Here is a 13,111-nt window from a genome sequence, read left to right as displayed (position 1 = left end):
CACATGATGAATCTTATTAGAAACTGTGAAGAACACATTACTTTATGTGTGGCCGGATGAGTATAATTGCCCCCGCTTTATAGCTCCATAATTGTAACACGCCAACAAACAACATATAAGGAAGTCATAAACTATGAGCCTGTTTATGAGCCTAGTCGGTATGCTAGTTCTACTTGCAATCGCAGTAGCATTATCTAGCAACCGTAAAGCTATTAACTATAGAACAGTGGGTGGCGCATTCGCTATTCAATTTGCACTTGGTGCATTTATTTTATACATACCTTGGGGTCAGGAACTGCTAAAGGGTTTTTCTGACGGCGTTTCGAATGTAATTGCATACGGTAATAAAGGCTCCGATTTTATCTTTGGTGGCCTAGTATCAGACAAAATGTTTGAAATGTTCGGTGGCGGCGGTTTCGTCTTCGCTTTCCGAGTCCTTCCTACACTAATTTTCTTCTCTGCATTTATCTCTGTTTTGTACTACATCGGTATTATGCAGTGGGTAATTAAGATCCTTGGTGGTGCACTACAAAAAGTATTGGGTACTTCACGTTCAGAGTCTATGTCTGCGGCGGCAAACATTTTCGTCGGTCAAACCGAAGCTCCTCTAGTCGTTCGTCCATTCGTTCCTAAAATGACTCAATCAGAGTTATTTGCTGTAATGTGTGGCGGTCTAGCCTCTGTTGCTGGTGGTGTACTTGCTGGCTATGCATCTATGGGGGTTCCGATCGAGTATCTAGTCGCTGCATCCTTTATGGCTGCTCCGGGTGGTTTGCTGTTTGCAAAGATCATCATGCCAGAAACTGATAAGCCTAATGAAAGCTTTGATGGTGATATTGATGGTGCAGAAGACAAGCCTTCTAACGTTATTGATGCCGCCGCTGGTGGTGCAGCAGTGGGTTTACAGTTGGCACTGAATGTTGGTGCCATGCTACTTGCTTTCGTTGGCCTTATTGCGCTTGTTAACGGTATCTTGGGTGGCGTTGGCGGTTGGTTTGGAATGCCTGAGCTGACGCTAGAGTTAATCCTTGGTTATGTTTTCTCTCCACTTGCATTCCTTATTGGCGTTCCATGGGAAGAAGCAACGATTGCGGGATCATTTATTGGTCAAAAATTGGTAGTAAATGAGTTTGTTGCCTATTTAAACTTTGCTCCGCTTTTGGGTGATTCAGCAGAAATCGTGCTGTCTGAGAAAACTAAGGCAATCATTTCATTTGCACTGTGTGGTTTTGCTAATCTGTCCTCGATTGCAATTTTGCTAGGCGGCTTGGGTGGACTTGCACCTCAGCGTCGCTCTGATATTGCCCGTATGGGGATGAAAGCAGTTGCTGCGGGTACCTTGTCAAACCTAATGGCTGCAACCATTGCAGGCTTCTGCCTAACCTTATCTGGTATGTAATAAGACCAACTCGTTAAAGTGAATAAAAAAACCCGCTGCAAAGCGGGTTTTTTTGTTGGTTAGGCTTAACTACTTAACTCATTTAGTAGCTTGCTCTTAAGGCTGAAATTAGTTTGAGATCCAAACCGTTTGCGTTTTATAAGTGGCTGTCGTTATGGGTTAAGACTAGGTATTGTGACTATATGAGAGTGTTGTAGCTGGCAGAAAATTTTAGTTTTGCGTTTATAGAAACCACACTCTGACTTTTCCATTAAGCCAAAAATAAACATTGTTCGGAGATAGGAATGAGCGATTTAAAAGACGCGGCTTTAAGGGCGCTTAAATTGATGGACCTTACCACGCTAAATGATGATGATACCGATGAAAAAGTCATTAAGTTGTGCCACGAGGCTAAGTCAAAAGTAGGTAATACGGCAGCCATCTGTATCTATCCTCGCTTTATCCCGATAGCTAAAAAGACCCTTAAAGAACAAGGCACACCAAATATTAAAATTGCGACTGTGACCAACTTCCCGCATGGAAACTCTGATATTAGTAACGCGGTCGCAGAGACTAAAGCTGCAATCGCTTATGGTGCTGATGAAGTTGATGTGGTCTTTCCATATCGTGCGCTGATGGCGGGTGACGAAGAGGTAGGCTTTGAACTCGTAAAGCAGTGCAAGCAAGCCTGCGGTGATATTTTGCTCAAAGTGATTATTGAAACCGGTGAACTTAAACAAGAAGAATTGATCAAAAAGGCTTCACAGATATCAATCAATGCTGGCGCTGACTTTATCAAAACATCGACGGGCAAGGTGCCAGTCAATGCTACGCCTGAATATGCTCGAATGATGTTGGAAGTGATTCGTGATATGAAGGTCGCTTCCACTGTTGGTTTTAAGCCTGCTGGTGGAGTACGTACTGCTGAAGATGCTGCCGCTTATTTGGCCATGGCGGATGAAATATTGGGTGAAGACTGGGTCGATGCACGTCACTACCGATTTGGAGCCTCGAGTCTTCTGACCAACCTCCTTCATACATTAGAAGTGACAAAAGAAACCGCTGATCCTGCAGCTTATTGAGATCGATAGATCTTAATCTTGTCAATTTAGCGGTAAGTGTTTGCTTGCCGCTGCATCTAATTCATCAACCCCCAATGTATGGGAGGCTCTAATGTATTTACCCCAAGAAATCATACGCCGAAAGCGTGATGGTGAGGTGCTGACCTCTGGTGAAATTAATTTTTTTATCCAAGGAATTACCAATAACAGCGTTTCTGAAGGTCAAATAGCCGCTTTTGCTATGGCGATTTTTTTTAATGAAATGACGATGCCAGAGCGAATTGCGTTGACTTGTGCAATGCGTGACTCGGGAATGGTCATTGATTGGCACGAACAAGACTTTCCTGGCCCAGTAGTGGACAAGCATTCAACAGGTGGAGTAGGAGATGTGACCTCATTAATGCTTGGGCCTATGGTCGCAGCTTGTGGGGGCTTTGTTCCTATGATTTCGGGAAGAGGGCTAGGGCATACAGGAGGAACACTGGATAAGCTAGAATCTATTCCAGGTTATAACATTATGCCATCCAACCAAGTTTTTACTGATGTGACTAGGCAAGCGGGCGTTGCCATCATAGGACAAACCGGAAATTTAGCGCCAGCTGATAAACGTGTCTATGCCACTCGAGACGTCACGGCAACGGTGGATAATATTTCTTTAATCACTGCCTCTATTTTATCGAAAAAGTTAGCAGCAGGATTAGAGTCTCTAGTTATGGATGTCAAAGTAGGGTCCGGCGCCTTTATGCCAACCTACGAAGAATCTGAGCATTTGGCGAAATCCATTGTCGGAGTGGCAAATGGTGCAGGCACCAAAACAACCGCTATTTTAACCGATATGAATCAGGTATTAGCCTCATCAGCAGGTAATGCATTGGAAGTCAGAGAAGCAGTTCGGTTCTTAACAGGTGAATATCAAAACCCCCGCCTTTTAGAAGTGACGCTAGCTCTTGCTGCGGAAATGTTGGTATTGGGAAGGCTAGCTGATAACACTGAGCATGCGCGTACCAAGTTAATCGAGGTATTGGAAAATGGTAAAGCAGCGCGATGCTTTGGCCTGATGGTTGAAGGTTTAGGTGGCCCAGTCGATTTTGTCGAAAATTACGATGATTACCTGGAAAAAGCGCCTTTTATCCAAGCTGTATTTGCTGAGAAAACGGGAATGGTTACTGCTATGGATACTCGTGCTATAGGGATGGCTGTGGTTGCTATGGGGGGAGGACGCCGCTTTGCGACAGATAAGATTGACCATGCTGTAGGGTTTGACCAATTTATCCGTTTGGGTGAACAGGCGTGTTCAGATAAGCCACTAGCCATTATCCATGCTCGAAATGAGCAGCAATGGAAAGAGGCCGCTACATCACTTCAACAAGCGATCACTGTTGGAGGCGAATACACCCCAACTCCTGATGTGTATCGTCAAATTAGAGCTGAAGATATATAGAGCGAGCCCAACTGGATAAACAATGAAAGCTTAAACGCAACTAGAATGCTAAACATTGGAAAAAAGGAATAAACAATTATGGCTACCCCACATATCAACGCCCAGCAAGGGGCTTTCGCTGATGTTGTACTTATGCCCGGCGACCCACTTCGTGCTCAATACATAGCTGAAACTTTCCTAAATGATGTCACTCAGGTCTGTGATGTTCGTAATATGCTGGGTTTTACTGGATATTATAAAGGGCGCTGTGTATCTGTGATGGGGCATGGTATGGGTATTCCCTCTTGCTCGATATATGTCACTGAGCTTATTAAAGATTATGGTGTGAAGAAAATCATTCGAGTGGGCAGTTGCGGTGCGGTCAGTAATGATATTAAAGTCCGCGATGTCATTATTGGGTTGGGCGCATGTACTGACTCAAAAGTAAACCGTATTCGCTTTAATGACCACGACTTTGCTGCCATCGCCGATTATCACATGGTACGTGCAGCCGAGGATGCGGCAAAAGAGCGCGGCATCGAGGTAAAGGTTGGTAATTTATTCTCTGCGGAGCTGTTCTACACACCAAATCCTAGTATGTTTGATGTAATGGATAAATACGGTATTTTAGGCGTAGAGATGGAGGCTGCCGGAATATATGGTGTGTGTGCTGAATATGGCGCTAAGGCAATGACGATTTGCACGGTTTCCGATCACATCAAAACGGGCGAACAAACCACTTCTGATGAGCGCCAAACAACCTTTAATGAGATGATACTGATAGCACTCGATTCAATTATTTTGTCCGATGGCAAGTAAACAGTATCACTATAGGGTTGATGTTGAACATCAGCCCTTTAGCCTAGGTCTTTTAGAAGTAGATTTTCACCCTTTTGTCTGGGCTTTCTACGCACAACAATGGTCAGAAGTATCCCAGTGATAAAACTCATGGCGACCATAGTGTACATGTAGCGATCGCTTTTCCTGTAGTAATGGTCAGAGAAAGCGGTGACTTTGCCTGTTTCAAACGTAAGGCGCACAAAACCTATCACCACATTATCGTAAGTAACAGGTTCTACGAGTTGCTGCTTTCCGATCCTTGCTGTCTCGAGCGGGGTATCTAAACCGAGGATTTCTCGTACACTTTTGCTTTTGTCACTCGATGCTAATCGCACACCTTCAGCATCATAAATAGTGGCGTCAAATACTAGATCGTCTTTAGATAGCTGATTGGTGAGCTTTAATAAGCGCTCTTGATCTTGGCTTGCAATCATCTCTCCTGCAGCCAATGATGCTTGAGATACAAGAACTTTAATTAGAGTATCTAACTGGTTTTTTTGAATATCTTGGTTCGCTTGGCTTATCTTGACGCTATTGATTCCAATAACAAGTAACATACTGATAAGAGAGACGATTGTGAGTACTCTCAAAGCCATTCGAAACGAAAATAGGGAAGATTCCATATTCACCTAAACATAAGATAAGTTTACTATAAAGAATATTGATACTTGCGCAGGCAAATTGCAATAGGTTAAGTTGTGGTTAAGTTTTTCAGGAATAACTCACATGGAAACGTTTAAGACTCTTTCTATTCAAAAACAGGCTTCTTTGTATGCTCGATTACCGGAAGCCAGATTCACTAATCACATGGATAAGGCGAAAGCCAACTGGATTGTCTTTGGTGAGCATTTACTAGCCGAACATTTTGAACGCATCAATTCCTTCACAGGGTACCACAATGAGATCGTCGATGTATGGAAAGTCGGGCCTTATCAAGTTGCTTTGATGCAAGGGGACTTAATGTCAGAGCATGAGACAATATTGCAAACATTATCACTTGATTATGCCTCTCTTAATGATGTTCCAGACCTGTCTAAACCTGGTTTGATCGTGCTGGATATGGACTCTACCGCCATTCAAATAGAATGCATTGATGAAATTGCCAAGTTGGCAGGTGTTGGAGAGCAAGTGTCAGAGCTCACTGAGCGTGCCATGCAAGGAGAGCTCGATTTTGAACAAAGCTTGCGTAGCCGAGTCGCAGCGCTTGCTGGTGCTGATGAATCAATTTTAACCCAAGTTAGGGATGAATTGGCTTTAATGCCTGATCTTGGCAGTTTAATTGGTACGCTTCGACAATTTGGCTGGAAAACAGCAATTGCCTCAGGCGGCTTTACTTACTTTTCAGATCACCTTAAAAAGACAGTGAATTTGGACTATGCGCGCTCCAATCAACTGGAAATTGCCAATGGTAAGCTAACAGGAAACGTACTAGGTGAGATAGTATCGGCTCAGACTAAAGCGGATATCCTACACGAACTCGCGGAGTTGTACGATGTAGAAACACACAATACTGTTGCTGTTGGTGATGGTGCGAACGATCTTATTATGATGGAAGCGGCGGGTTTGGGAGTTGCTTACCATGCTAAGCCTAAAGTAGAAAAAATCGCCCAAGCCGCAGTGCGCTATGCTGGATTGGGTGGCGTGTTATGTATTCTGTCTGCCAGTCTAGCTAAGCAGAAAAAGATAAGTTTTCAGGCTAAGCCATAAAGTAGGTCAATGACAATCAGAGGCGTTGAGTTTAAACGTCTCTGCGAACGAGTAAAAAGCTACTCACTTGGCAAGTGCAGTCTGAGTGTTACTTCTTCAGTGATGTCTGTTATTTCGCTATATCCGACGATACCGGTAATTTCTTTTTCCAGTGTTCTAGCATGATGCATGTTAAGCGGTGCAAGTTCAGTAATATCCTCTTGCAATAGAGCGCTCATCGGCTCGAACACTGGCGCACTACAGATTCGAATCGCATAGAAACGCCCCATTGTTTGAGCTTTTTTAATAAATTTTATTCGCTCTTGTACTGACTCAAATTCACCGATGAGCTTCGACTCCCATGATTGGATTCGGTTACCAAATAAGGTTAACGCCAGATAGATTTCGTGAAACTGTGGCTGTGCGCCGTCGATATGTTTCATTGGCTGGGCAAGTAATGTATTGGTATGTCCTTTGAAAATAGGCTCAAGAGAGAATTTGTCTTCCTTGCCGAGTTTGGCCAGTGGAACTAGATAGGGAGGCAGAGGGAAATTAACACCGATCACTCTAGGTTTGAGAGTTCGTGTTGGTTTTTCAACAAAAATAGGCGCGCTGACGATTTTACCTAGGAGAATATCATGCAGGTCTTCTAATAACTCATTGCTGGGAAGTACTTCCGTTATAGAGTTTAGTTTGTCTTGATTATGCTCAATTAAACTGCCGAAAAAGGCGATGTTTTTCATGGTATGGCTATCTTCGAGAATCACCAGTTGTAATCGTTTCCCTCCAGGTGAGATTCTAATTACCTTATATGGGACTTTACTTAATGAGGAGTTCTTGTCGAGTTTGTCTAACTCGGTAAAGTTTACCGCGCATGTTTCTCCGGCTTTAAGCGTGCTAGGAGAGGTTAAAGCAATGCTGATACCACGTTTGGAAATATCAAGCGTTATGCCAGAATGTGTTTGTTTATCTTCCCCAGTAAGTACCAAAGGAGAGCGGAATTGAAAGCGTGGCTCCTTGCGGCGTGATTTAGCATCATAATAAATACAAGCTGGATTATTAGCCGGGTTTCGAGCATGGCGAAAATTATTGATAGCGCTACTGGGGAGTTTGGGCTTTGGGGCGATTAAATAGTCGTCTTTGCTTGTCTCTGTCGATAGCTCTTGCAAGATACCACAATGGGTGAGTGTACTTGCATCCAGAGTGAGCTCCGAAGAATGCTGCGCTAATTCGGAGCTTTCTTCTTCAGTAAGCTTGAACATATGAATTCTAAATACTTTCCAACTGTCTTTCCTTGCTCCTACATGGCAAAACAGTTGTTGTACCTCAGGCTTTGCCTCTGACAGCATCATAGAAAAAAACAAAGTTTTTTCTTGATGGCCATGTGTGAAGGTATAAAACGTATGGCTTGAATTTTGTTCACCTGCTTTAAGTATACTTGCTATGCGTTTGGGATTAAAAAGGTTGGTTAAGGCTTGTTGATTACGTTCATCATGCCAATAGTGCCATATTGGCTGATTATTTTCTGTCATCAAGGCAAGTTTTAACTCAGAACCACTGAAGAATAGAGGAAGATTACAAGTATGTTTTAGAAAAGTGTGTTCATAGCCTCTTGAGCGAGCCCGAATGACTTTGTCTTGTGTGTCATGCCGGTTACGTTGGCTATCACTACTTAGTTTACTATCGATTAACTGTTCAATAACATTAGACTCGTCTAGTTTAAGCAAACGAAGAAACTTGACCGAGTCATTATCATAGGATTCATCTACACCAACAATTCGGTATTTTACAGGGTTGGTTAATCCTTCTAGTTCGGACTCTTTCATCAATTCAGTAAACTTCACAGAGATTTCTGAGCCAGCTTGATAATCGAACGCCGACGGGACTTTAAATTTTGCTCCTGATGGAGAGAGATCGATAGTCGTGGCATGAACAAGATCAATACCGAGTTTAAACTCGATCTGAGAAGATATTTTGAGGCGATTTTCTCGGCGTTTTAAGTCGTAGCCAAGTTTAATCGCTTCAACATCGAATATGCTGGTCTTTTCTTCGGTTTCGTCACCATGCAACTGGCCTCTTTTTTTCATTACACGGAAGTTATTGTGAGTGTTGCACAATGCCTCCCATACTCCTTCCGTATAACCACCATACCTGCGTACATTTTTTTGGTAAGTATTGAAGGCGACGTCATCAAGCCAGTGTTTTACGCCATCCAGCTCATACTCTCGGCATTCACCATTAACCCTACCTCTTAAGTCAACAATTTTAGAGCAAGGCGCCATCACTCGGTTTAATTCCATTTTGACCAAAAGTTTGACAGACGGGGCCTCTCCTTCGGTCATTTGGCTAAGAACGAAGTCAAAATCTTCTGAGTGATAAGCAGGGATGAGTCGCTCTGCTAACGACAATATTTCGGCTTGTTCCATTGGTTACGACTTAATAACCCCTCGCAAAAAATATCTACCTTGATATATAAAACTTTAGTGTTATGTTACAACGAATCAAGGTCTATTGATGACGAATGATAAGGTGAACGGTATTTATTGGGGTCTGAAGTGATATGGCAAAGGTAAAAAGAGCCTACGTATGTAACGATTGTGGGGCGGATTTCCCAAGGTGGCAGGGGCAGTGTAATGCCTGTGGTGCTTGGAATACGATCAGCGAAGTTCGGATGGCTGCCTCACCAGCGGGTAATAAACATGACCGGCTTTCAGGTTATGCGGGTAATTCAGGAGAAACTCAGGTTCAAGTATTGTCTGAGATTGATTTGCAAGAGGTCCCTCGTTTTACCAGTGGCTTTAAAGAGCTTGATCGTGTGCTTGGTGGAGGGGTTGTTCCAGGTGCGGCGATACTAATAGGTGGAAACCCAGGTGCGGGGAAATCGACCCTGCTTTTACAAACCATGTGTTATCTCGCTTCTCACATGCCCACACTCTATGTGACAGGAGAAGAGTCTTTGCAGCAGGTGGCAATGCGTGCTTCGCGCCTCGGTTTACCCAAAGATAATTTAAAGATGCTGTCAGAGACTAACGTGGACAGAATTTGTCAGGTTGCTGAAAAAGAGCAGCCCAAGCTATTGGTGATTGACTCGATTCAAGTGATGCACGTAGCGGATGTACAGTCATCACCTGGAAGCGTAGCTCAAGTGCGGGAGTCGGCGACTGCTTTAACCCGTTATGCTAAACAAAATAATGTCGCAGTGTTTATTGTTGGGCACGTGACCAAAGATGGCACTCTAGCAGGACCGAAAGTACTGGAGCATATTATCGATTGCTCAGTATTACTTGATGGCGGCACTGACAGCCGTTTCAGAACGCTTCGCAGTCACAAAAATCGTTTTGGCGCAGTGAACGAGCTAGGTGTTTTTGCTATGACAGGGCAAGGACTCAAAGAAGTCAGCAATCCATCGGCAATCTTTCTTTCAAGAGGGGAAGAAGAGACGTCAGGAAGCTCGGTCATGGTGGTTTGGGAAGGCACGCGACCTTTGCTGGTGGAAATACAGGCGTTAGTCGACTATTCCCAATTGGCCAATCCGAGGCGTGTTGCTGTTGGCCTTGAGCAAAACCGCCTTTCTCTTTTACTTGCGGTGCTACATAAACATGGCGGCTTGCAAATGGCGGATCAAGATGTATTTGTGAATGTGGTTGGCGGGGTAAAAGTTACCGAAACCAGTGCTGACCTAGCATTAGTTATGGCACTGCTATCTAGCTTTAGAGACAGAGCTCTACCTCGAGATGTGGTGATCTTCGGCGAAGTTGGACTGGCGGGTGAAATACGTCCGGTTCCAAGCGGGCAGGAAAGATTAAACGAAGCATTTAAGCATGGTTTTAAGAAAGCGATTGTACCAGCGGCCAATATGCCTAAGGGAGGAATCGCGGGAATGCAAATCCATGCGGTTAAAAAACTGTCTGATGCTATTGCTGCATTTGAAGAGTTGTAAATGAATAGGGTTGAACGTGCTCAACCCTTAGCTCTTATAGCATATCAACGGCTTTTTCAACGCCAGCTATTAATCTGTCAACATCTTCCAAGTTGTTATAAATAGCAAAAGATGCTCTTAATGTGCCTTTAACGCCGAGGGCATCCATTAACGGGTGAGCGCAGTGGTGGCCTGCTCTGATGGCGACACCTTGCTGATCGAGTAAAGTGGCCACATCTTGGTGATGAACCCCTTCAACCACAAAAGAAATCACGCTCGTTTTTGGCTGATAGCCGAGTACTTTTACGCCTTCAATATTGATTAGCCTCTGATAAGCTTGCCGAGTGATAGTTTGTACATGTTCTTCGACTTCTTGGATAGACAGAGCACTATACCAATCAATTGCCTTAGCAAGTGCGATTGCCCCTGCAACGTTTGGTGTGCCCGCTTCAAATTTTCCGGGAAGTGCGCTGTACGTGGTACCTGAAAAAGAGACATGCTCAACCATTTTACCGCCGCCGTGCCATGGTGGCATGGCTTCAAGTAACTCTAACTTTCCATAAAGCACGCCAATACCAGCAGGAGCGAAGATCTTATGGCCTGAGAAAACATAAAAGTCAGCACCAAGCTTATTGATATTAATGGGCTCATGGACGATGCCTTGTGCGCCGTCAATAATCACTTTCGCGTCAACTTGCTTTGCCTTAGCAATCACCTCTTCAATGGGTAACCTTGTTCCTGTGACATTGGTGATATGTGCCAGTGCAACAATTTTTGTCTTTTTAGACAGTAACGAATCAAATGCCTTCATATCCCACTGACAGTCTCTTGTCATGGGGACTTTTACCACTTTAGCACCGGTTTGCTCAGCTACGATTTGCCAAGGTACGATATTGGCGTGGTGCTCCATCTCACTCACTAAGATTTCATCATCAGGTTCAAGCGTATTACGAGCAAAGGTCTGAGCGATAAGATTGAGCGCTTCAGTCGCTCCCCGCGTCCAAATGATTTCTTTTTCGCTGTTTGCTCCAATAAACTTGGCGATAGTCGAGCGTGCGGATTCAAACTGACCGGTCGCGTGTGCAGTGAGACTATGACTGCCGCGATGAACGTTAGCATTTTGTGCGCGATAGTAGTGAGCAATAGTCTCGATGACGCAGTCAGGCTTTTGCGTCGTTGCAGCGCTATCAAGGTATACCAGCGTTTGTTGATTGACAGTTTGCTGCAATGCTGGAAATTGAGTGCGAATAGCCTCCACGTCTATCATGATTCACTGCCACCCAATTTTTGATAGTGTAGAGTGGGAAGAGTAATCATAGGCTCTGCAACTGCCCATGCATGCTTCTTGCCTGATAGATTGATGATAATTTCCATTACAAACTCAAGAGCAGTGCCAGGCCCCTGACTGGTTAATAGATTATGGTTGACGTCGTAGGTCACGCGTTTAGCGCGCCATTTTTCTTTGCTTATATGAGACTCAAAACTTGGATGGCAAGTCATAATTGCATCCGGATACAGATTATGGTGAGCAAGCACTATGGCAGGGGCTGCGCAGATAGCTGCAACTAATTTGCCTTCATACATTTGTTGGCGAACGATCTCTATTAGCAATGTACTATCACGAAAGACTTCAGAGCCGCCGACGCCTCCGGGTAAGATAATGGCGTCAAACTCGTCGTCAGCAATATCGACCAGTTTGCACTCTGCGGTTAATGTTACGCCGCGTGACGCTTTCATTGTCAACTGACCTTCGAAATCAGCGCTTGCAATAACGGTTTGATAGCCTGCTCGCACCATCATGTCGATGATAGTGATGGCTTCCATCTCTTCTGTACCTGGAGCTATAGGTACCAGTACTTTTTTAGTCATGGTCTTGTTCAATCTGCTTAATTTTTTGAAAGAGCGTTTGGTTGACGGGCGCAGAGATATTATGTGCCTTTGCTCTTTGTAAAAGATAACCTGTGATAAAGTCTATCTCGCTTGGGCGTTTATGGAAAATGTCTTGATGCATAGACGAGTAATTGTCAGATGTTGCCTCAATAACCTGATGTACTGTAGTGACTAGCTTTTCGCAAGTGACATCTATACCTTCAGCGTTTAACACCTGGTTTATTTCGTCTATCAGCAAAGTGATGACTTCCTGATATTTAAGGGAGGATAACTCTCCATTTTTAACCTGATCAATTGCAGTCAGCGGATTGATGATGCAGTTTATTGCCAGTTTATGCCAAATTGGAGTAAGAATATCAGTGTGCCAGCTTGTCTTTGGCAGCGCATGCTCAAACACGGGCTGTAAAAAATCACAACGTTTACCACCGTCGTTATAGCCGCCAAGCTCTGTGTATCCGTTACCTGTATGCAGTACTTGATTTGGTTTTGGGCGAAAAGCGCCATGCGTAGTAGTGGCAATCACCAGTGGATTATTCGGTAATAAAGTGTTGATGGCCTCTGCCGTACCCATGCCATTGTGCATTAAGACCACAATCGTTTCTTGGGCAATATCAAGAACCATTCTCTCGATAACTGGCAGAACCTTAGGGGCTTTAAGCGTGACCAATAAAAGGTCTGCTGATGTAAGTTTGTCCTTATCATTGCTGGTAAATTGTATTTCAGGGAAGTGCTCTTGCTGAAGATAAATGGAGTCGCATTGGTGTTGAGACCAAAGTGACACTGAATGGCCAGCCCGGCTTAAGCAACATGCCCATAAAGAGCCAACAGCCCCAGGACCAAGTATAACAATCTTCATCTTAACGATAATAGGCGCGAATTTGCCAAGAGAATACGATGATATGAAGGTATTGCCAATA

The 13,111-nt window shown here is 44.0% G+C and carries 11 protein-coding genes; 6 read left to right on the top strand and 5 right to left on the bottom strand.

All coding sequences use genetic code 11. From position 1 onward, the window contains the following. Positions 1 to 133: 133 nt before the first annotated feature. The 4 genes from MHN79_RS04260 (at position 134) to deoD (ending at position 4,678) form a co-directional block, all read left to right on the top strand. Positions 134 to 1,399 carry a NupC/NupG family nucleoside CNT transporter gene (locus MHN79_RS04260; protein WP_239171853.1) on the top strand — a complete coding sequence of 422 codons (1,266 nt, stop codon included), beginning with the start codon at positions 134 to 136 and terminating at the stop codon, positions 1,397 to 1,399. 284 nt (positions 1,400 to 1,683) lie between these two features. Beyond that, a complete protein-coding gene (deoC, locus tag MHN79_RS04255; protein WP_239171852.1) occupies positions 1,684 to 2,460 on the top strand; it encodes a deoxyribose-phosphate aldolase in 777 nt (258 codons plus the stop codon). A 91-nt stretch (positions 2,461 to 2,551) separates the two neighbouring features. Then, complete coding sequence (deoA, locus tag MHN79_RS04250) at positions 2,552 to 3,880, top strand: thymidine phosphorylase (protein WP_239171851.1); 1,329 nt, start codon at positions 2,552 to 2,554, stop codon at positions 3,878 to 3,880. Positions 3,881 to 3,958: 78 nt separating this feature from the next. Then, entirely contained in the window at positions 3,959 to 4,678 is a 720-nt protein-coding gene (gene deoD / locus MHN79_RS04245) for a purine-nucleoside phosphorylase (RefSeq protein ID WP_239171850.1), read from the top strand. A gap of 38 nt (positions 4,679 to 4,716) precedes the next feature. On the opposite strand, the gene MHN79_RS04240 is transcribed toward deoD, so the two are convergent. Next, positions 4,717 to 5,322, bottom strand: a complete 606-nt coding sequence (locus tag MHN79_RS04240; protein WP_114785172.1) for a YtjB family periplasmic protein — start codon at positions 5,320 to 5,322, stop codon at positions 4,717 to 4,719. Between the two features lie 103 nt (positions 5,323 to 5,425). Between MHN79_RS04240 and serB the strand changes: the two genes are divergently transcribed. Next, positions 5,426 to 6,406 (top strand): phosphoserine phosphatase, encoded by a 981-nt coding sequence (gene serB, locus MHN79_RS04235; protein WP_239171849.1) that lies wholly within the window; start codon positions 5,426 to 5,428, stop codon positions 6,404 to 6,406. A gap of 59 nt (positions 6,407 to 6,465) precedes the next feature. On the opposite strand, the gene MHN79_RS04230 is transcribed toward serB, so the two are convergent. Further along, positions 6,466 to 8,811, bottom strand: a complete 2,346-nt coding sequence (locus MHN79_RS04230; RefSeq protein WP_239171848.1) for a PilZ domain-containing protein — start codon at positions 8,809 to 8,811, stop codon at positions 6,466 to 6,468. A gap of 134 nt (positions 8,812 to 8,945) precedes the next feature. Between MHN79_RS04230 and radA the strand changes: the two genes are divergently transcribed. Next, positions 8,946 to 10,325 (top strand): DNA repair protein RadA, encoded by a 1,380-nt coding sequence (gene radA / locus MHN79_RS04225; RefSeq protein WP_239171847.1) that lies wholly within the window; start codon positions 8,946 to 8,948, stop codon positions 10,323 to 10,325. 34 nt (positions 10,326 to 10,359) lie between these two features. On the opposite strand, the gene csdA is transcribed toward radA, so the two are convergent. The 3 genes from csdA to panE are packed head-to-tail and all read right to left on the bottom strand — an operon-like array spanning position 10,360 to position 13,050. After that, the gene (csdA, locus tag MHN79_RS04220; RefSeq protein ID WP_239171846.1) at positions 10,360 to 11,571 is read right to left on the bottom strand and encodes a cysteine desulfurase CsdA; all 1,212 of its coding nucleotides are present in this window, start codon (positions 11,569 to 11,571) and stop codon (positions 10,360 to 10,362) included. Further along, complete coding sequence (locus MHN79_RS04215; RefSeq protein ID WP_239171845.1) at positions 11,568 to 12,173, bottom strand: DJ-1 family glyoxalase III; 606 nt, start codon at positions 12,171 to 12,173, stop codon at positions 11,568 to 11,570. The genes csdA and MHN79_RS04215 overlap by 4 nt, the downstream gene beginning before the upstream one ends. Beyond that, positions 12,166 to 13,050, bottom strand: coding sequence for a 2-dehydropantoate 2-reductase (gene panE, locus MHN79_RS04210; RefSeq protein WP_239171844.1), 885 nt, complete (start codon positions 13,048 to 13,050; stop codon positions 12,166 to 12,168). The genes MHN79_RS04215 and panE overlap by 8 nt, the downstream gene beginning before the upstream one ends. Positions 13,051 to 13,111: the final 61 nt, after the last annotated feature.

It is taken from the genome of Vibrio sp. Of14-4 (assembly GCF_022347625.1).
Taxonomy (GTDB): Bacteria; Pseudomonadota; Gammaproteobacteria; order Enterobacterales; family Vibrionaceae; genus Vibrio; species Vibrio pristinus.
The sequence above is the reverse complement of the archived record's forward strand: the minus strand, read 5'-3'. Positions and strand labels throughout refer to the sequence as shown.

Bases quoted from the DNA above. Each gene is read 5' to 3' on its own strand.
- MHN79_RS04260 (WP_239171853.1), top strand. From the start codon at position 134: ATGAGCCTGTTTATGAGCCTAGTCGGTATGCTAGTTCTACTTGCAATC.
- deoC (WP_239171852.1), top strand. From the start codon at position 1,684: ATGAGCGATTTAAAAGACGCGGCTTTAAGGGCGCTTAAATTGATGGAC.
- deoA (WP_239171851.1), top strand. From the start codon at position 2,552: ATGTATTTACCCCAAGAAATCATACGCCGAAAGCGTGATGGTGAGGTG.
- deoD (WP_239171850.1), top strand. From the start codon at position 3,959: ATGGCTACCCCACATATCAACGCCCAGCAAGGGGCTTTCGCTGATGTT.
- MHN79_RS04240 (WP_114785172.1), bottom strand. From the start codon at position 5,322: ATGGAATCTTCCCTATTTTCGTTTCGAATGGCTTTGAGAGTACTCACA.
- serB (WP_239171849.1), top strand. From the start codon at position 5,426: ATGGAAACGTTTAAGACTCTTTCTATTCAAAAACAGGCTTCTTTGTAT.
- MHN79_RS04230 (WP_239171848.1), bottom strand. From the start codon at position 8,811: ATGGAACAAGCCGAAATATTGTCGTTAGCAGAGCGACTCATCCCTGCT.
- radA (WP_239171847.1), top strand. From the start codon at position 8,946: ATGGCAAAGGTAAAAAGAGCCTACGTATGTAACGATTGTGGGGCGGAT.
- csdA (WP_239171846.1), bottom strand. From the start codon at position 11,571: ATGATAGACGTGGAGGCTATTCGCACTCAATTTCCAGCATTGCAGCAA.
- MHN79_RS04215 (WP_239171845.1), bottom strand. From the start codon at position 12,173: ATGACTAAAAAAGTACTGGTACCTATAGCTCCAGGTACAGAAGAGATG.
- panE (WP_239171844.1), bottom strand. From the start codon at position 13,050: ATGAAGATTGTTATACTTGGTCCTGGGGCTGTTGGCTCTTTATGGGCA.